Source organism: Flavobacterium sp. GT3P67, assembly GCF_004349155.1.
Taxonomy (GTDB): domain Bacteria; phylum Bacteroidota; class Bacteroidia; order Flavobacteriales; family Flavobacteriaceae; genus Flavobacterium; species Flavobacterium ranwuense.
This window is the reverse complement of the sequence record NZ_SMLF01000007.1, coordinates 120,078-139,431: the sequence shown is the minus strand read 5'-3', so window position 1 is coordinate 139,431 and position 19,354 is coordinate 120,078. Positions and strand designations below refer to the sequence as shown.

Sequence of the window (19,354 nt, the reverse complement as noted above, 5' to 3'; positions counted from 1 at the left end):
TTGTCCCAAAATAATTCTAAAACAAACCATATGAAATTAAAATTACTCTTCATTATGAGCGCTTTTTGTGTTTTTTATAATACAATGAATGCTCAGTCAAATCAAACAGAACCAAAGTATATCCAAAATTGGACCCAGCTTGAAGAAGCAAAATTTTATTTTGATGTTTCATATGCTGTGGTAAAGTGCAGCCCAACATCAAAAGCAAAAGTCATTATGAATGCCTTTAACGAAGGAGGGACTTATCCAAAAGTTGGATTTAAGCTTGCTTTGAAAGATGCAGCCGGTAATGAGGCTCAGATGGAAATTGCTCTTTTCGAAACAAAAATCGGAGATATGTTTATCGCGTCCTGCGATTCAGAGGATCATGCCAATCTAAGGTTTGATGTGCCAGAGGGAATAGATGCCTCTACAATGAAAATTTCGATCATTTATAATACAGGATCATGAAAAAAATAATTTCAATCTTATTAATCATTGTATGCCTGGGAGCAAGTGCACAATCTTATGCGCAATCGTGTAATACTGTACCTGTAATCAATAGTTTTTCGCCAAATACTGGGTTTATTGGAAGTATAGTTACAATTTTTGGTGCAAATTTTGATTCTAATACGATCACTAATAATAAGGTGTATTTCGGATCTACGAAAGCCACTGTTGTCAGTGCCACATTTGGAAAGCTGGAAGTTGTTGTTCCTGCTGGAGTCTCTACTGCTCCAATTTCAGTTACAAACCATTGTAATCTTACGGCTTATTCTAACGTTGCTTTTAATGGTATATTTTGTCCAACTCCTTTGGAACCTTTAACCTATAATAGTTTGCCTTATAGTTTACCTATTAGTTATGGAGCATATAACATGTTATCACAGGATTTAGATCTTGATGGGAAACCTGAAGTGGTGTCATCAAGCAATGGTGGTGGTTTATCAATTGCTATTAACAACTCTACACCAGGCGTGCTTAGCTTTACTGCTCAGAATATCAATGCGGGAGGAGGTCAGAGTATTTATGCTGCCGACTTTGATGGTGATGGCTATAAAGATTTACTTTCTACCAGCTATGTCAATAGGAACACAAGCACACTAGGTAATGTGTCAATGGCACCTGCACAAGCTCATCCAGCAGTGAGTTCTTACCAAATTGCTGCAGGGGATTTTAACAACGATGGTAAAATTGATATCATTGGCGGAAATGGATCCAATGTGACTATTGCGTTTAATACAAGCACAGGGCCAGGTAATATTTCATTCGGGCCTGCCCAAATTTGTGCTAATGTGGGATTTTGTACCGGTATTCAAGTAGCAGATATTGATGGAGATGGTAAAACGGATTTTATCGCGTCTCAAGGTGGTTCAAACAGAGCTGTTTCCATTAGAAATACTACTTCTGTTGGAAGTACGACTCCCTCTTTTGAAGCACCTGAATACTGGGCTTCTGATTCTAATCCTGCGGATGGTTTTGGTACCTATCCTTATAGAGCTCAGATTGCTGATTTTGATAAAGATGGTAAAATAGATTTTACATCTTGTAATTATAGTGGAGCAACTAATGTTGCTTTATGGAGAAATATTTCTACTGTCGGTGATATCGTTTTCGCACCAACTGTCAACCTACCATCTCCAACTGGTAACTACAGAATTGGAGTAGGTGATGTGGATGGTGATGGATATGCTGATATTGTGACTAAATCTTTGTCAATTAACGTGTTCTCAGTTTACAAGAATACTACTACGGGCCCAGGAGCTCCAACCTTTGCTACAAGAGTTGATTATACATCCAGCGCGCAAGCAGAAGTTTCGGGTATTGTTATTGGTGATTTAGATGGTGATTTTGTGCCAGATATTGCTACTTCTGGAATAAGTTCTAATCGTATTTTGTTTCATAGAAACGTAAGTTCACAGGTAGATGATACACCGCCAACAGCAACTGCTCAAAATGTGGTTGTAGCATTGGCTCCAAATGGAACAGTGACTGTTACTGCAGCTCAAGTGGATAACGGTTCTTCTGATGCTTGTGGAATTGATACTAGAACACTTTCTCAAACTTTGTTTACATGTGCGAATATTGGTGAAAACCCAGTGACCCTTACTGTAAGAGATAATGCTGGGAATGAATCTACGGCCAATGCAATAGTTAATGTGCAGCCTGCGGCAATTATTGTTTCGGGCCAAACCACTGTTTGTCAAGGTGAGATTATCCCTCTTTTAGCGAATCCCGGAGATTCTTATCAATGGTATAACAATAGCGTTGCCATTAATGGAGCAAACAGTCAGAATTATACAGCAACAGTAACAGGTGCTTATACTGTAGATGTTACAAATGCCGGTGGCTGTTCTGGAACTTCACTTCCTACGGTGGTAACAGTTAACGAAAACCCAACTGTTAATATACTTGAAGGAAATAGAGTTTATTTATGCAGTGGTACAGCAAACTTGACAGCTTCTCAATCATCTACCTATCAATGGATGAAAGATGGGGTTGATATAGCAAATGCTACTCAGCAAATTTATACTACCACTACAACTGGTAATTATAGTGTCAGAGTCATCGATTTGTTCGGATGTTCTGCTCAATCTTCAACAACTGTAGTTTCAAACGGAGCTCCTGTAATTGGAATAACTGAAGGTGCTGCACCAATTTCAAATAGTAGTTCGAGTGATTACGGTAATGTATTCCCGAATGTTAATAATGTTAAGACGTTTACAATAAGTAATGCTGGTACTAATGCATTGGATGTATCGCAAATTTTAATCAGTGGAGTTGATAATCAACACTTTAGTATATTTGGAGCGCCAACATCGGTAGCAGCAAATTCTTCAGCAAATTTTGATTTAATTTTTAATGCTCCAAATATTACTAGTTATAGTGCTGCTGTGACTATAATCAGTAATGATTGTGATAATGCTAGAATTACTTTTAGCGTAACGGCTGAAATTACCTGCGTTGCTGCTGCTTTGACTGCACCTTCTAACATGGTTATAAATACTGAAAGCAATAATTGCTCTGCAACTACAGCTTATATTGCTAATGTTACGGGTGCTCCTGCACCAAACGTGACTTATTCGTTCTCTGGTGCGACTACTGACAATGGACAAGGAACAGGTTCTGGGAGTATATTGAACTTAGGTGTGACTACAGTTACAATTAGTGCAAGCAATCCATGTGGAAATGCCTCACAATCATTCACTGTTACTGTTACAGATAATCAAATCCCGGTAATTACTTCTAATGGAGATAAAACTGTAACTGCTGATTTCAATGTTTGCGGAGCAACTGTAGTTGTTTCGGCATCAGCCACAGATAATTGCACGGTAGATACACCAATAGGCGTTCGAAGCGATGCATTGACACTGGACGCAGTTTACCCAGTAGGAACAACAACAATTGCTTGGAATGTAGCAGATGCTAACAACAATGATGCTGTAGAAGTAACTCAAACAATAGTTGTAACAGACAATCAACTTCCTGTTATTGTTTTCAATAGCGATAAAAATGTAGATGTAGATATAGATGTTTGCGGAGCAATTGTAGTTGTTTCGGCATCAGTCACAGATAATTGTAATGTAGATGTACCAACAGGAGTTCGAAGCGATGCATTGGCATTGAATGCAGTTTATCCAGTGGGAACCACAACGATTACTTGGAATACCGGTGATATTAATGGAAATGATGCAGATGAAGTTGTCCAAACCGTTATCGTAACGGATAATCAACTTCCTGTGATTGTTTCTAACGGCGATAAAAATGTAACTGCTGATTTAAATGTTTGCGGAGCAAGCATAGTTGTTTCGGCATCTGCCACAGATAATTGTTCTGTAGATGTACCAACAGGCGTTCGAAGCGATGCATTGGCATTGGATGCGGTTTATCCGGTTGGAAGCACAACTATTAGATGGAATGTATCAGATGTTAACAGTAATGCAGCGGTTGAAGTTGTCCAAACCGTTATCGTAACGGATAATCAACTTCCGGTGATTACTTCTAACGGCAATAAAAATATAACTGCTGATTTAAATGTTTGCGGAGCAAGCGTAGTTGTTTCTGCATCAGCGACAGATAATTGTACTGTAAGCGCACCAACAGGCGTTCGAAGCGATGCATTGGCATTGAATGCGGTTTATCCGGTTGGAACTACAACTATTAAATGGAATACAAGTGATAGTAATGGAAATGATGCGGTAGCAGTAACTCAAACTGTAATAGTGGTTGATAATGCTCTGCCAACAGTGATTACAAAAAACATCACAGTTCAACTTAATGCTACAGGAAATGCATCGATAACAGGAGCTCAAATAAATAATGGGTCAACGGATGCTTGCGGAATCGCTACTTTAAGTGTTTCGCCTAATGTATTTACTTGTGCGAATGTCGGAGCCAATACAGTTATTTTGAAAGCGACGGACGTTAACGGAAATGTTGCTACTCAAACAGCGACGGTAACTATTGAAGATAAAGTTGCTCCAATTGTTTTGACAAAAAACATCCCGGTTCAACTGGATGCTTCTGGAAATGCATCGATAACGGTGGCTCAAATAAATAATGGGTCAACTGATAATTGCGGAATTGCTTCAATCAGTTTAAGCAAGCTTACATTCAATTGTTCGAATGTTGGAGCCAATACGGTTATTCTGACTGTAAGAGATGTCAACGGTAATGTAGCAACGGCTTCTGCGGTGGTAACGGTTGTTAATACATTTGGCGACAATGATTCAGATGGAATCAAAGACAATTGTGATGATGATGACGACAATGATGGAGTATTAGACGGTAATGACAACTGTTCTTTAATAGCGAATGCGAATCAAGCGGATAATGACCAAGATATTCTTGGGGATGTTTGTGATGATGATGATGACAATGATGGAATTCTAGACACGACAGATAACTGTCCGATGACTTACAATCCCAATCAGGAAGACCGTGATCACGATGGTCTGGGGGATCTTTGTGATTTGATCGAGGTTAATGTAGCAGAGGCAATGACTCCAAACGGAGATGGTGTTAATGATACCTGGGTTATTTACAATATCGAAAATCATCCAAACTCAATAGTACGCGTTTTCAATCGTTGGGGAACTGAGGTGTTTTCGGCCAGAAACTACCAAAATGATTGGGATGGTCATAGCAAAAACAATAACCAGTCGTTACCTGAAGGAAGTTCGTATTATTATCAAATCGATTTTGAAGGTGATGGTACAGTAGATAAAGAAGGTTGGATATACATAAACAGATAGTCGTAAAATAAGAAACGAAAGACATGAAAATAGTTAAAAATATATTGGCAGGAGCACTACTACTTTTAAGTAGTGCCCTTTTTGCTCAGCAGGAAAGTACTTTTACCATGTACAGGTATCATATGAATATGATAAACCCAGCTTATGCGGGAGTAGATGGTGAAACGGTTGTTACGGGTTCGTTTCGAAGACAATGGACAGGAATCAAGGATGCGCCAGAATCTCAGGCAGTTTCTTTTGGGGCAAATGTTGGAAGTAATTTAGGATTAGGGATTTCTATGGTTAGCGATAAAACATTTATCGAAAAACAAACCATGATAGGAGTTGATTTTTCGTATAAGTTAAAAATGGATGAGACCATGGACTTATACTTGGGGCTTAAAGCGGGAGGTAATTTTTACGATGTAAATACATCGGGACTTCAAACTTATTTGTCGCAATCTGATCCTGCCTTGGAATCTATAAATCATTTTAATCCCAATGTGGGTGTAGGTGCTTTGTTAAAAAATGAAAAATTCTTTGTTTCGCTTTCTGTTCCCAGAATATTAAATACGGAAAGAGCCAAAAATGATGATGGATATGCTTCTGTAGCAACTGACAGACCCCATATTTACCTGAGTGGGGGATATGATTTTAACTTGAATTCAGATGCGTCTTTGGTGTTAAAGCCCTCATTTATGCTAAGATATGTTAATGGCGCGCCGGTCTCTATTGATATTAACTCGATGATTCAGATTCAAAATAATTTTGAAATTGGAGCTATGTATCGAACTGATGAAGCCTTTGCAGGCATAGTTGATTTCACAATAAGCAAGCGCATGATGGTAGGTTATGCCTATGAGGTAAGTACCAGAACAGAATTGGCAAGTGCAAAAAACACAAATGAATTTTTTATTCGCTTTAAGTTTTAATAAGACTATCAAAAAACACTTTTGAAATAGTCTTTATTTTGTCAGCCTAACTTAAAAACAGAAGGGGTTGTCTATTTATATAGGCAGCCTCTTTTTTTGAACAGTTACCCAAGTTGTTTAAATTGGAGAGAAGGGATAATTAATGCCATTTTATTTTCTTCAAAATTTCGCGTGCTACTGCTTTATAGGCTGCCGAATGATTTGTATAATTTTGTTCAAGAATAATTTGTAATTCAGGATGAATCCAGTCAAAATGCTTTCCTAATACGTATAAGGTTCGGATAGAATAGCATTTTGAAGCTACTTTAGTATCGTTTATCAACCAGTCAAAGCAGGTTTCAGTAATTTTTTGCAGATGATTTTCTGAAAGTTGTATTTCTTTGTTTTTAAAATGAGAAGTCACCAGAAGCTGACAAACTTTCGCCATCGGTCGGATCGCGCTTTCGTCTTTTAGTTTCCCAATGTTTTCGCAATAAAAATCCATGTACGGTTGTAGCCATTTCAGTTTTTCGTAAGAAACAAACTCTAAAATCCAGCAAGCTTTATGCGAATTTTTATCAGAAACAGTAAAACAAATTGTAATTAATTCGTCAAGAAAATTCGGATTATCTAAAATATGGTGTGCTATTTTTAGTCGGGTTTCTCTGTAAGCTTTAAGGGAATCAAGGTTTTTTTGTAATTCAGAAGCCATCTCTCTTATAATTTGATTTAAAAATACAAATTTAGGGTCAAGTATCAATTGTCAAATCCGAATTCTGTATCTTTGCGCATTATTTTAAACATCAAAAAATGATACAACTTCACGATAAACAATTTGTTCCGTTTATTTCTGCTAAAGAAATTGAATTTGCCATCGCAAAAATGGTGGCACAAGTAGAAGACGATTTTGCTGATGAAACACCAGTATTTGTTGGGGTATTGAATGGCGCTTTTATGGTGGTTTCTGATTTTATGAAACAATATAAAAAACCATGTGAAGTCTGTTTCATAAAAATGGCATCTTACGAAGGAACTTCTTCAACAAACGAAGTGAAACAATTAATAGGGCTGAACCAGGATTTGACCGGGCGCTCCGTTATTATAATAGAAGATATTGTAGATACCGGGAATACTTTAGTAGAATTGAAAGCATTATTCAAAAAACAAAATGTAAAACATTTCAAAATAGCGGCACTTTTCTTTAAACCCGAAGCCTACACAAAAGACATCAAAATAGATTACGTTGGGATTAGAATTCCAAATAAATTTATTGTAGGTTACGGCTTAGACTACAATGGATTAGGAAGAAATTTGCCAGAAGTATATAAACTAAAAGTATAATTACACAACAACATGACTAACATTGTTTTATTTGGAAAACCAGGAGCTGGTAAAGGAACTCAAGCCGAGTTTTTGAAAGAAAAATATAAATTAACACATATATCTACTGGTGATGTATTTCGTTTTAATTTAAAAAATGATACAGAATTAGGTAAACAAGCAAGAGTATTTATGGATGCTGGGGATTTAGTGCCAGATGAGTTAACTACAAAAATGCTTATTGATGAGGTAAATAAACATCCGGATACAAACGGAATTTTGTTTGACGGATATCCAAGAACAATTTCGCAAGCCGAAGCTTTAGACGCATTTCTAACATCAATAGATTCTCAAGTTGCAGCGACAATTGCACTTGAAGCTGATGATGAGATTTTAGTAAAACGTTTATTGGAAAGAGGAAAAACAAGTGGTAGAATTGACGATCAAGATGAAGAAAAAATCAGAAATCGCTACCAAGAATACAATGAGAAAACAGCTCCTTTAATGAATTATTATCAGGAGCAAGGGAAATTTCACGCAGTAAATGGAATAGGTTCCATTGCTGAAATTACCGAAAGAGTAAGTAATGTGATTGATAATTTATAGGAGCAATTCCAGCTCTACATTACAAGTCCTCGTTAAAAAAATCTATTTTTCTAAGTCATAAAAGGAGCTTCCTATGGGCGCTCTTTTTTGACAAGAAAAATTAACTTTTTTAACTCCGGGCTTTTCATTACCATCTGGGCTAAAATCCAGATTGGAGATTTCAGAAAGTAAAACTCAGAACTCAGATTTTAAATAAAAAACGAATCAACTAAAAAATTGGAAATACTAATTATATTTTTTCTAATACTATTAAATGGGGTTTTCTCTATGTCAGAAATCGCATTGATTTCAGCACGAAAGAACAGATTAGAGACTGCGGCAAAAAAAGGAAACAAAAGTGCTAAAATCGCATTGGATTTGGCCAATTCGCCAAACAAATTTTTGTCAACGGTACAAATAGGAATCACCTTGATAGGAATACTTACGGGTATTTATAGTGGAGATAAAATAACCAAAGATGTTGAAGCCTTTATAAAAGGATTTGAATTATTGACGCCTTATGCACACCCCGTTGCTGTAGGTTTAGTTGTCGTTATTTTGACCTTTTTCTCCTTAGTATTGGGGGAATTATTACCTAAACGTATCGGGTTGAATCATCCGGAATCTATCGCCAAAGCTGTAGCATGGCCTATGAAAATAGTCTCGATAGTTACCGCGCCATTTATTTGGATGCTAACGCATTCAACAGATTTCTTATTGAATATTTTGCAAATAAAACCTACCGCTGACGGTAAAGTAACCGAAGAAGAAATAAAGGCCATTATCAAAGAAGGAACAGAAGGAGGAGAAGTACAGGAAATAGAACAAGATATTGTAGAGCGTGTTTTTCATATTGGAGACAGAAAAATAAACTCATTGATGACGCACAGGAAGTCGGTGGTTTTTTTACCTTTACATGCGGATAAAGAGCAGGTCAAGGAATTCATGCTCAAAGAATTACATTCTATTTATCCGGTTTACGGTGAAAATTATGATGATATTGTTGGAGTCGTTAATCTTAAAAATATTTTCGCTCATTTTGAAAATAAAAACTTCAATTTGGCAGATATAATGACCGAAGCTCCTTTTATGATGGAGCAAACTACTGCTTATGTAGCCTTAGAGAGATTCAAAAAAACAGGTATTCATTACGCATTTGTTTCTGATGAGTATGGTGTTTTTCAAGGTGTAATTACTCTGAATGATATTCTGGAAGCTTTAGTTGGTGATGCATCTGATTTTTATAAAGATGATTTTCAACTAATAGAAAGAGAAGATGGAACGTGGTTAGTTGACGGGCATTATTCGTTGCATGATTTCTTGACTTACTTTGAATTAGATGAATTAATCAATGATTATGAAGTAACTACGGTGAGTGGATTAATAATGACGGAACTGTCTCACATCCCTAAACAAGGGGAAAAATTAATTTGGCAAAAATTTGAGTTGGAAGTCATTGATATGGATGGCGTGAAGATTGATAAAGTGATGGTGAAAGCACTTAAATAATTAATAATAAAAATAGAGAGCAGGAGACTGATAGCTTTTTGAATTTTTTCAATCTGAAATCCGAAATCTGAAATCTGAAATTAAAAAAAATGACTGAAGGGAATTTTGTAGATTACGTTAAAATATATGTTTCTTCCGGAAAAGGAGGAAAAGGATCTACGCATTTGCATAGAGAAAAATTTATTGAAAAAGGTGGTCCTGATGGTGGTGATGGTGGTCGTGGTGGGCATGTTTTTTTAGTTGGTAACAAAGGTCTTTGGACATTGTTTCACCTTAAATTTGCCCGACACATCAAAGCCGGGAATGGTGGAGATGGTAGTGGTGACAGAAGCACAGGTGCTGACGGAGATGATAAATTCATCGAAGTCCCGTTAGGAACAGTAGTAAAAGATAAAGAAACTGGAGAGATATTATTTGAAATTACCGAAGATGGTGAAAAGCAAATACTTTCTCGTGGTGGAAAAGGTGGTTTAGGAAACTGGCATTTTAGAAGTTCAACCAATCAAACACCTAGGTATTCTCAACCGGGTTTGCCTGGTTCAGAGATGGATGTGATTTTAGAATTAAAAGTGTTGGCTGATGTTGGTTTAGTAGGTTTTCCTAATGCAGGAAAATCAACGCTATTGTCAGTATTGACTTCTGCTAAACCCAAAATTGCAGATTATCCTTTTACAACCTTAAAACCAAATCTTGGAATTGTAGCATACAGAGATTTTCAATCTTTTGTAATTGCAGATATTCCTGGGATTATTGAAGGCGCGGCTGAAGGAAAAGGATTAGGACATTATTTTCTACGTCATATTGAACGTAATTCAACGTTACTTTTTCTAGTTCCTGTTGATACTCCAGATATCAAAGCGGAATATGATATTTTGGTAAACGAATTGACAAAATACAATCCGGAAATGCTTGACAAAGAGCGTTTGTTGGTTATTTCAAAATGCGATATGCTTGATGATGAGTTAAAAGCTGAGCTAAAAGTAGAATTAGACATTGCTTTCAAAGACATTCCTTACATGTTTATTTCATCTGTTGCTCAGCAAGGCTTAACAGAGTTGAAAGACAAATTGTGGAAAATGTTGAATGACTAACATTTAAAAACTTTATATAAAAAGGTGTTCTGAAAAGAGCACCTTTTGCTTTGGTGTTATTTGCTATTATAGGTGTCAAATAAAAACTGCAAGGTTTCAGGGATGTTATTGGCTTGTATCTTCGGGTATTTTATAGCAGAATCAAGCCAACTCCCTATTATTAAATAAAAATCATCTCCAACATCATAAAGAACAGGAACGCCCATTTTTTTGAGCGCAGCTGCATTGCATTCTTGTTCATAATGTTTCCGAATGGGAATCGAAAGTATTTTTTTTTCTAAATACAATGCCTCAGCAGGCGTTTCAAATCCTCCGCCGGTAATAATTCCTTCGCAATTGATGAGGCTTTTATTGAAGTACTCTTGATTAACGGGGAAATAAGTAACGTTTTTTATTGTATGTTTGGTTTGCACATCATTCAAAAACCAATGAAAATGAAAGTTAGGAAGTTTGTTGAATGCTTTTTCTAAACAATCCTTTTGAAAAGAAGGTAGATAAACGGTAATATGGCCTTTGTTTTTTGGTATGGCATTTTTGATTTCATCTTTAATAATTGGAGGAAGTATAAAGGAATCGTATTTGTCAAAATGCAATCCAATATATTGTGGAGAAGGAGCATAATGTTTCAGAATCATTTCGCCCATAATGCTCTTTTTTTCAGGTCTGGGAGTCAAAGGGGATATAAAACTTGCTTGATGACCGAATTGAATTGAATGTACCTTTTGTAATTTGCAAGCCAAAGAAGTAATCGAATCAAAATCATTGATGACCACGTCATAGTTTTTAAGTGGTAAAGCATTTGCGTCTTTATATATTTGTTTTGGTTTGATGTTTCTGGCAATATCCCAGTAATTCAAACCACCACATTTACTATAATGCAGGCTGCAACCCTCGCTTTTGAATTTTATTGGTAAATTGATATCCAGACTAGCATTGTTGCCACTCATAAAAAAATCAACTTCACCAAATTTTTGCAGATAAGGATATAATTGTATCGCTCTGCTGATGTGACCATTGCCCGTTGCCTGAATAGCATAAAATATTTTCATGTGATTTTATTTAGAAAGTAAGGCATTTAAAAATAGCTAGGATAAGATTTTGATAACAATATCATTGATGATTTTGTCTTCGTTGCTCCCATGATTTTCGGTAATGTAAATAACACGGATTTTTTGATTTGACATTTTATGATTTGTCTCAATACATTCATGTGTGATTCTGGAAAATAGCTTTTGCTAAAACTCCACATATCGATAATATCCCCATTTGAAACCAGCATTTTTGGTTGAATTGATTTAAATATAGCAGTAATTCTTTAGCTTGACAACCGAATGTTCCTAAGTGTACATCGCTAAATACGACTAAAGGAATTTTTATCTTTCTTTTCATAATTTGTTTTGACGAAATTAAGCACTCTATGTTATGATACTGTTTCTTGTTTATTATTATTTCTCTCAGTATTATTTTGTTTGTTCACTTTTTTTATGAATAAAAAAATCTGTTTAATACTTCAAAATTTCCTTATTTTTGGACAATGAAACAGATTCTTTATTTATTTTTATTTCTACCGGTTATGATGTGGGCTCAATCTGATTTTGACAGAGCAGAAAAATTATATAAGGCTGATAAAATAGATCAGGCCGAGTTGATCTTTGAATCTGTATTGAAAGCAAATCCTTCGGATTTGAAAACAATAGAATATTTAGGAGATATTGCGGGTTATTATAAATCATGGGATAAAGCTATTGTTTATTACAATAAGCTGAAAGTTTTAAAACCATCAGAAGCCAATTATCATTATAAATATGGTGGAGTTTTAGGGATGAAAGCCAAAGAATCTAATAAATTTAAGGCGCTTGGAATGATTGATGAAGTCAAAGGTTCTTTTGAAAAAGCCATAAGCCTTAATCCAAAACACATTGAATCCCGTTGGGCTTTGATAGAATTATACATTCAGTTGCCAGGAATTGTAGGCGGAAGTGAGTCTAAAGCAATAAGATATTCAAATGAATTATTGCGATTGTCTCCGGTTGACGGCTATTTGTCAAGAGGTCATATTGAGGAATATTTTAAAAGATATAAAGTAGCAGAACAACAGTATAAAAAAGCGATAATTGCAGGAGGTTCAAAAACAAGTTATCAAAAGTTAGCTAGCTTGTACAAGAACAAAATGAGAGAGCCTGAAAAAGCAAAAACAGTCTTAGAATCATATAATAATAAAGTTCAGGGGAGATTTAATTGATCTTGAATACAACAACCTTAACCAAAATAATTAGAATGCGTACACATTTTATAGCTATCGGAGGAAGCGCCATGCACAATCTGGCTTTAGCACTACACAACAAAGGATATCAAGTTACAGGAAGTGACGATGCTATTTTTGAACCATCAAAATCAAGATTAGACAAAAAAGGGATTTTACCTCCAGCATTAGGTTGGTTTCCTGAAAAAATAACGTCAGCTATTGAAGCGGTAATTCTTGGGATGCATGCAAAAGCTGATAATCCTGAATTATTAAAAGCACAAGAATTAGGGTTGAAAATATACTCTTATCCTGAATTTCTTTACGAACAATCCAAAAACAAAACACGTGTTGTCATTGGCGGTTCTCATGGCAAAACGACGATAACTTCTATGATTTTACATGTGATGCATTACCACGATATAGCGGTAGATTATATGGTGGGTGCGCAACTGGAGGGTTTCGATACGATGGTGCATCTTACGGAAGAGAATGATTTTATCGTTTTGGAAGGGGATGAATATTTGTCTTCGCCAATTGACCGAAGACCCAAATTTCATTTGTATCAACCAAACATTGCTCTAATTTCAGGGATTGCGTGGGATCATATTAATGTTTTTCCAACGTATGAGAATTACGTAGAGCAGTTTGAAATTTTTATTGATAAAATTACCAATGGAGGGATTTTAGTTTACAATGAAGATGATGCTGAAGTAAAAAGAGTATCTGAAGCCGCTACGAACCCAATCCGAAAACTAGCGTATCATACGCCAAAATATTCTGTTAATAATGGTGTGACACTTCTAGAAACTCCTGAAGGTGACATGCCAATTGAGGTTTTTGGAGCGCATAATCTTAATAATTTGGCTGGAGCCAAATGGATTTGCCAGAATATGGGTGTTGATGAAGCTGATTTTTATGAAGCTATTGCCAGTTTTAAAGGCGCATCAAAACGATTGGAAAAAATTGCTGAAAGCAAAACAAAAGTAGCCTATAAAGATTTTGCGCATTCACCAAGTAAAGTTGCCGCAACTACAAAAGCGGTGAAAGAGCAATATCCAAACAGAACTTTGGTGGCTTGTTTAGAATTGCATACCTATAGCAGTTTGAATGCTGAATTCCTGAAAGAATATGAGGGAGCATTAGAATATGCAGATAAAGCGGTAGTTTTCTATTCGCCCGATGCTGTAAAAATCAAACAGTTGGAAGAGGTTACGTACGAACAAATTGCTAAATCTTTTAATCGTGAAGATTTAATTATTTATACCAATCCAAAAGATTTTAGAAACTATTTGTTCAACTTGAATCTTGAAAATTCTGCTTTGTTGTTGATGAGTTCCGGAAATTATGGTGGATTAAATTTTGATGAAGTAAAGGAATTGGTAAAGTAAGAAGTGATATGAATGATTCTATAAAAATTTATAAAACTACGAGTGAAAATCCGGACTTTATTACTCTAATCACAGCATTAGATAAAAGTTTATGGGAGCGTTATCCGGAATTAAAAACAAATTATTGGGGTAATAATATTTTGGAATTAAATCCGAATGTTGTTGTTATTTATTTGGAAGACAAAGCAGTGGCTTGTGGTTGTTTTAAAAAATACGATAAAAATGTAATTGAAATTAAGCGTATGTTTGTTTCTCCTGAAGCTCGAGGAATGGGCTTAGCTCAAAAGATTTTACGTGAATTAGAGCTTTGGGCACATGATTTAGGATATTCATTTTCTGTTTTGGAAACATTACACAAACAAAAGGAAGCCATTGCTTTATATCAAAAAACAGGATATAGTATAGTTGATAATTATGAACCTTATGTGGGTTTTGAAAATAGTATTTGCATGCGGAAACAAATTTAAACATCAAAATGAATGGCTGAAAATTCCTTTTTTCCTATAACGAATTGGTCCGAAGACGATAAGCCACGTGAAAAACTAATGCTGAAAGGCAAAAGCGTTTTGAGTGACGCTGAACTGGTTGCCATTTTGATTGGTTCAGGAAGCAGAAACGAATCGGCGGTTGATTTGAGTAAAAGGATCTTGGCAAGTGTGGAGAATAACTTAAATGCCTTAGGGAAATTATCGTTATCTCAGCTAATGCAATTTAAAGGAATAGGAGAGGCGAAAGCAATTTCGATTATTGCTGCTTTAGAATTAGGAAGACGAAGAAGAGCGGAAGATGCGGTGGAATTAAAGAAAGTGACTTCAAGTAAAATAATTTTCGAAATAATGCAACCTATTATTGGGGAATTACCGCACGAGGAATTTTGGATCATTTATTTAAATAATTCAAATAAAGTGATTTCGAAATCTCAGTTGAGTAAAGGTGGAATCACCGGAACATTGGTCGATGTTCGCATCGTTTTTAAAATGGCACTTGAGATGGGTGCAACTGGATTAATTTTGTGTCACAATCATCCTTCGGGAACTTTGATTCCAAGTGATGCAGACAAACAGATTACAAAAAAATTAAAATTGGCAGGCGATAGTTTAGAAATAAAAGTATTAGATCATTTGATTGTTACTGAAAAGAACTATTTTAGTTTTGTTGATGAAGGAATATTTTAAAACATAAAATGAAACATACTATAATAACTGATGTTTTCTTTGATTTAGATCATACACTTTGGGATTTTGATAAGAATTCAGAGTTGACATTTGAGACTATTTTTAATAAAAGTCATCCCGTAATTGAGACTAAAGTATTTATTGAAAAATATGTGCCGATAAACCAAGAATGTTGGAAGCTATATCAATATGATAAAATCACCCATGCAGAATTGCGTTACAATCGATTAAAGTATTCTTTTGATGCTCTTGATTATTCGATTTCTGATGAAGAAATTAATACTATAGCAAATGATTATATTCGTTTCTTACCCGAAAACAATCATCTTTTTGATGGAACAATTGAAGTGTTAGACTATTTGAATCAAAAATATAATCTCCATATAATTACCAATGGATTTGCCGAGGTTCAATACAAAAAAATAAATAATTCTAACATCGGGAGTTATTTTCAAACCATCACAAATTCAGAAATGGCTGGAGTGAAAAAGCCAAATCCCATTATTTTTGATTATGCTTTAGATTTGGCCAAAGCCAAAAAAGAGAACAGCATCATGATAGGGGATAGCTTAGATGCGGATGTTCAGGGTGCTCTTGACTCCGGATTAGATGCAATTTTTTTTAATGAAAGTAAAATGCACGTTGAACAGCATATTAAACAAATTAACCATTTATTAGAACTTAAAAAATATTTATAATTATGAAAAAGCGATTTTTATTATTGTTACTATTAGTTGTTAGTTATTCCTACTCTCAATCTGTGAATGATTACAAAGCTGTAATTATTCCTCTAAAATACGATTTTCTTAAAAGTGAAAATCAGTTTCGCTTGACAACAATGACTAAGTTTAATCTAAATAAAGCAGGTTTAGTTTCATTCTATGCGAGTGAAACTATACCTGGTGAATATAGTGATAGATGCAGTTTGTTGTATATTGATGTGGTAAAAGAAGGTGGCTTTTTGACGACTAAGCTTTTTATAACGCTGAAAGATTGTTATGGAAAAATAATTTTCCAATCGATAACTGGAAAAAGTAAGGAAAAGGAGTATCAGGTTGCTTATACTGAAGCGTTGAACAAAGCCTTCCAGTCTCTTTATGAGTTGAAATATAAATACAACGGAAGTGTGATTACGAAAGTTCAGACTGCTATACAACCGGAAGTTGTTAAGCCGATGCCAGCAGCTGTTGCTGTAGTTGCAAATTCTAATTTGCTGTATGCACAACCGACGGCTTCAGGATTTCAATTAATTGATAGCACGCCAAAAGTTGTTATGAAAGTGTTTAAAACTAATAATCCGTCTAGTTACATTGCCATTAAGGATGGTTTACAGGGTGTTTTATTGCTTAAAGACAATCAGTGGTATTTTGAATATTATCAAAACGATAAATTAATTTCTGAAAAAGTAGCAGTTAAATTTTAGACTTCAGAAATCTGTGATAGAAAAAAATCCCATAAAAAAGGTCTTAAGAAGTTAAGACCTTTTTTTATGGGATTTAATAGCCGTATTTATCTCTCCAACGGTTTTTAAGAAATTCCCGGATGCTATTTTCTCTGGAGTTATTTCCTGGAACATATATTGGTGTTTTGCTTAATGCTTCAGGTAAAAATTCTTGTTCAACAAAATTATTGGTATAATCGTGTGAATATTTGTAGTCTTCACCATAGCCTAATTCCTTCATTAATTTTGTTGGTGCGTTACGTAAGTGAATAGGAACCGGTAAATCCCCAGTTTGTTTTACAAGTTGTTGTGCCGTTCCGATGGCTAAATACGAAGCGTTACTCTTTGGGGAAGTCGCTAGATAAACTGCGCATTGACTTAATATGATTCGGCTTTCAGGATATCCAATTGTAGCTACAGCCTGAAAAGTATTATTAGCCATAATAAAGGCAGTTGGGTTGGCATTCCCAATATCTTCGCTACTTAGAATAAGCATTCTTCGCGCAATAAATTTTACATCTTCGCCGCCTTCAATCATTCGGGCTAGCCAATATACGGCGCCATTAGGATCACTTCCCCGAATTGATTTTATAAAAGCAGAAACAATGTCATAATGTTGTTCGCCGGTTTTGTCATACAAAACGGTATTTTGTTGTACCAAGGCGAAAACACGATCATTCGTGATTATAATTTCGTCTTCATTAGATGCATTTACGACAAGTTCGAAAATATTTAATAGTTTGCGTCCATCTCCACCGGAAAGTCGCAGTAGCGCTTCTGTTTCGCTTAAAACAATATTTTTTGTAGACAAATAACTGTCTGTTTTCATGGCGCGTTCCAGCAGGGACTCTAAATCTTTTTTTGTAAAAGCATTCAAAATATAAACCTGACAACGGGATAGTAATGCAGGAATAACTTCAAAACTCGGATTTTCGGTAGTGGCACCAATAAGAGTAATCCAGCCTTTTTCTACCGCTGCTAACAGAGAGTCTTGTTGTGATTTGCTAAAACGGTGAATTTCATCGATGAATAAAATAGGGTTTTTAGCAGTAAACAAACCGCCACTTTGTTTCGCTTTTTCAATCACGTCACGAATATCTTTGACACCTGAATTGATGGCACTCAAAATATAAAATGGTCGTTTTGATTCTTGTGCAATAATTTGTGCTAAAGTAGTTTTACCGGTTCCAGGTGGCCCCCAAAAAATTAATGAAGGAATAATTCCTTTTGCAATTTGTTGCGTCAATGAACCATTTGGCCCTACAAGATGGGATTGACTGATGTAGTCTTCTAATTTTTGTGGTCGTATGCGTTCTGCAAGTGGTGCTTCCATTTATTTTTTAAATCTGAAATGCTTCGCCAGTTCGTTGGCGCTCGGGTCTGAATTCGTTAATCCTAAGTCATATATATAACTCTGGTAAAATTACTATTTTTATTTGGAGCTATTTCCAGCTGTACACTATATCTTTAGTATCTCGTTGAAAAAACGAGATGCTAAAGGATGCCGTTTCCATCTGGGCTAGGTAATTGTATTAAAAATGCATTTTAAGTTCAAATATGACAAAATAGCATTAAATTGCTTTTGGAGAAGTTTTTGAATTAAGACTAGAACATAAAACTTCACGTTATTCATGGAAAAGCATTTTAAATTTACCAATTCAGTTATTGGACTGCCTCTTTTTTTTGTGGTAATCCTGTGGTTTGTTTTTTGGCTCGAAATCCGATTTGATTTTGACTTTGTGCAAAATGGTATTTATCCAAGAACTTTTTCAGGTTTACAAGGTATTTTTCTAAGCCCATTTATTCATGCTGATATGGAACATCTTTATAATAATTCGGTTCCCTTACTAATTTTATTGGCAGCGCTACAATTTTTTTATGCAGATCAATCGATAAAAGTTATTGGATACGGAATTTTGATATCGGGATTTATTACTTGGGTTATTGGCAGAGATAATTATCACATAGGGGCAAGCGGATTAATTTATGTTCTCTTTAGTTTTGTTTTTTTTAAAGGGATACAAACTAGATACAATCGATTAGTGGCCCTTTCTCTTGCGGTGATAGTTGTGTATGGAGGCTTGGTTTGGTATGTTTTTCCTAGCCCTGAGATAACAGGAAATAAATCTATTTCATGGGAAGGTCATTTGGGGGGATTACTTACGGGATTCTTTCTTTCGTTAGTTTATAAAACTCCGGAATATAAAAAAATTATCAAATATGATTGGGAACACCCAGATTTTGATCCTTTAGAAGATAAATTTATGCAGCGATTTGATGCCAATGGAAATTTTGTAAATATCCCAAAAATTGAAGAAAATGTAGAACAGCAGGAATTTCCATCCTATTACACGTCTAATTTTCCAGTAGGTTATGAGATTGTCACAAATGAAAAAAATGAATCAAAACCTAAGTCTTGATTCATTTTTAGTAAAGAGTTATGTGTATAGTATTCTAAAAATCTAAGAAGTCCAAC

Annotated in this window: 17 protein-coding genes; 14 read left to right on the top strand and 3 right to left on the bottom strand. The window is 35.3% G+C overall.

Translation table 11 applies throughout. The annotated features are described in order from the left end of the window. Positions 1 to 30 precede the first annotated feature (30 nt). The 3 genes from E0H99_RS12325 to E0H99_RS12315 are packed head-to-tail and all read left to right on the top strand — an operon-like array spanning position 31 to position 6,145. Entirely contained in the window at positions 31 to 450 is a 420-nt protein-coding gene (locus E0H99_RS12325; protein WP_131995876.1) for a hypothetical protein, read from the top strand. Next, complete coding sequence (locus E0H99_RS12320) at positions 447 to 5,234, top strand: gliding motility-associated C-terminal domain-containing protein (protein WP_131995873.1); 4,788 nt, start codon at positions 447 to 449, stop codon at positions 5,232 to 5,234. Before E0H99_RS12325 ends, E0H99_RS12320 begins: the two co-directional genes overlap by 4 nt. A 23-nt stretch (positions 5,235 to 5,257) precedes the next feature. Beyond that, positions 5,258 to 6,145 carry a type IX secretion system membrane protein PorP/SprF gene (locus tag E0H99_RS12315; protein ID WP_131995870.1) on the top strand — a complete coding sequence of 296 codons (888 nt, stop codon included), beginning with the start codon at positions 5,258 to 5,260 and terminating at the stop codon, positions 6,143 to 6,145. Between the two features lie 139 nt (positions 6,146 to 6,284). Here the strand turns inward: E0H99_RS12315 and E0H99_RS12310 are convergent, their stop codons facing one another. Then, positions 6,285 to 6,836 carry a hypothetical protein gene (locus E0H99_RS12310; RefSeq protein ID WP_131995867.1) on the bottom strand — a complete coding sequence of 184 codons (552 nt, stop codon included), beginning with the start codon at positions 6,834 to 6,836 and terminating at the stop codon, positions 6,285 to 6,287. Between the two features lie 98 nt (positions 6,837 to 6,934). Between E0H99_RS12310 and hpt the strand changes: the two genes are divergently transcribed. The 4 genes from hpt to obgE all read left to right on the top strand — a co-directional run bounded on the left by hpt (position 6,935) and on the right by obgE (position 10,629). After that, a complete protein-coding gene (gene hpt / locus E0H99_RS17465) occupies positions 6,935 to 7,465 on the top strand; it encodes a hypoxanthine phosphoribosyltransferase (protein WP_131995864.1) in 531 nt (176 codons plus the stop codon). Between the two features lie 12 nt (positions 7,466 to 7,477). Continuing rightward, positions 7,478 to 8,050 carry an adenylate kinase gene (locus tag E0H99_RS17460; protein WP_131995861.1) on the top strand — a complete coding sequence of 191 codons (573 nt, stop codon included), beginning with the start codon at positions 7,478 to 7,480 and terminating at the stop codon, positions 8,048 to 8,050. 216 nt (positions 8,051 to 8,266) lie between these two features. Further along, positions 8,267 to 9,538 (top strand): hemolysin family protein, encoded by a 1,272-nt coding sequence (locus E0H99_RS12295; RefSeq protein WP_131995858.1) that lies wholly within the window; start codon positions 8,267 to 8,269, stop codon positions 9,536 to 9,538. A gap of 89 nt (positions 9,539 to 9,627) precedes the next feature. Beyond that, positions 9,628 to 10,629: a GTPase ObgE gene (gene obgE, locus E0H99_RS12290; RefSeq protein WP_131995855.1), complete on the top strand. Its 1,002-nt coding sequence runs from the start codon at positions 9,628 to 9,630 to the stop codon at positions 10,627 to 10,629. Between the two features lie 56 nt (positions 10,630 to 10,685). Here obgE and E0H99_RS12285 read toward each other — a convergent pair whose 3' ends face one another. Further along, entirely contained in the window at positions 10,686 to 11,678 is a 993-nt protein-coding gene (locus E0H99_RS12285; RefSeq protein ID WP_131995852.1) for a glycosyltransferase family protein, read from the bottom strand. Between the two features lie 485 nt (positions 11,679 to 12,163). On the opposite strand from E0H99_RS12285, the gene E0H99_RS12280 reads away from it, so the two are divergent. From E0H99_RS12280 to E0H99_RS12255, 6 genes are read left to right on the top strand one after another with little or no spacing between them, the layout of a single operon-like run. After that, complete coding sequence (locus E0H99_RS12280) at positions 12,164 to 12,871, top strand: tetratricopeptide repeat protein (protein WP_131995849.1); 708 nt, start codon at positions 12,164 to 12,166, stop codon at positions 12,869 to 12,871. Positions 12,872 to 12,906: 35 nt separating this feature from the next. Next, positions 12,907 to 14,262 (top strand): UDP-N-acetylmuramate--L-alanine ligase, encoded by a 1,356-nt coding sequence (locus tag E0H99_RS12275; RefSeq protein ID WP_131995846.1) that lies wholly within the window; start codon positions 12,907 to 12,909, stop codon positions 14,260 to 14,262. An 8-nt stretch (positions 14,263 to 14,270) separates the two neighbouring features. Then, entirely contained in the window at positions 14,271 to 14,729 is a 459-nt protein-coding gene (locus E0H99_RS12270) for a GNAT family N-acetyltransferase (protein ID WP_131995843.1), read from the top strand. Positions 14,730 to 14,741: 12 nt separating this feature from the next. After that, complete coding sequence (radC, locus tag E0H99_RS12265; protein ID WP_131995840.1) at positions 14,742 to 15,437, top strand: RadC family protein; 696 nt, start codon at positions 14,742 to 14,744, stop codon at positions 15,435 to 15,437. Positions 15,438 to 15,445: 8 nt separating this feature from the next. After that, the gene (locus tag E0H99_RS12260) at positions 15,446 to 16,135 is read left to right on the top strand and encodes a YjjG family noncanonical pyrimidine nucleotidase (protein WP_131995837.1); all 690 of its coding nucleotides are present in this window, start codon (positions 15,446 to 15,448) and stop codon (positions 16,133 to 16,135) included. Between the two features lie 2 nt (positions 16,136 to 16,137). Further along, positions 16,138 to 16,860, top strand: a complete 723-nt coding sequence (locus tag E0H99_RS12255) for a hypothetical protein (protein ID WP_131995834.1) — start codon at positions 16,138 to 16,140, stop codon at positions 16,858 to 16,860. A 73-nt stretch (positions 16,861 to 16,933) separates the two neighbouring features. On the opposite strand, the gene E0H99_RS12250 is transcribed toward E0H99_RS12255, so the two are convergent. Beyond that, the gene (locus E0H99_RS12250) at positions 16,934 to 18,211 is read right to left on the bottom strand and encodes a replication-associated recombination protein A (RefSeq protein ID WP_131995831.1); all 1,278 of its coding nucleotides are present in this window, start codon (positions 18,209 to 18,211) and stop codon (positions 16,934 to 16,936) included. Between the two features lie 298 nt (positions 18,212 to 18,509). On the opposite strand from E0H99_RS12250, the gene E0H99_RS12245 reads away from it, so the two are divergent. Next, positions 18,510 to 19,298, top strand: coding sequence for a rhomboid family intramembrane serine protease (locus E0H99_RS12245; RefSeq protein WP_131995828.1), 789 nt, complete (start codon positions 18,510 to 18,512; stop codon positions 19,296 to 19,298). The last annotated feature ends 56 nt before the right edge of the window (positions 19,299 to 19,354 follow it).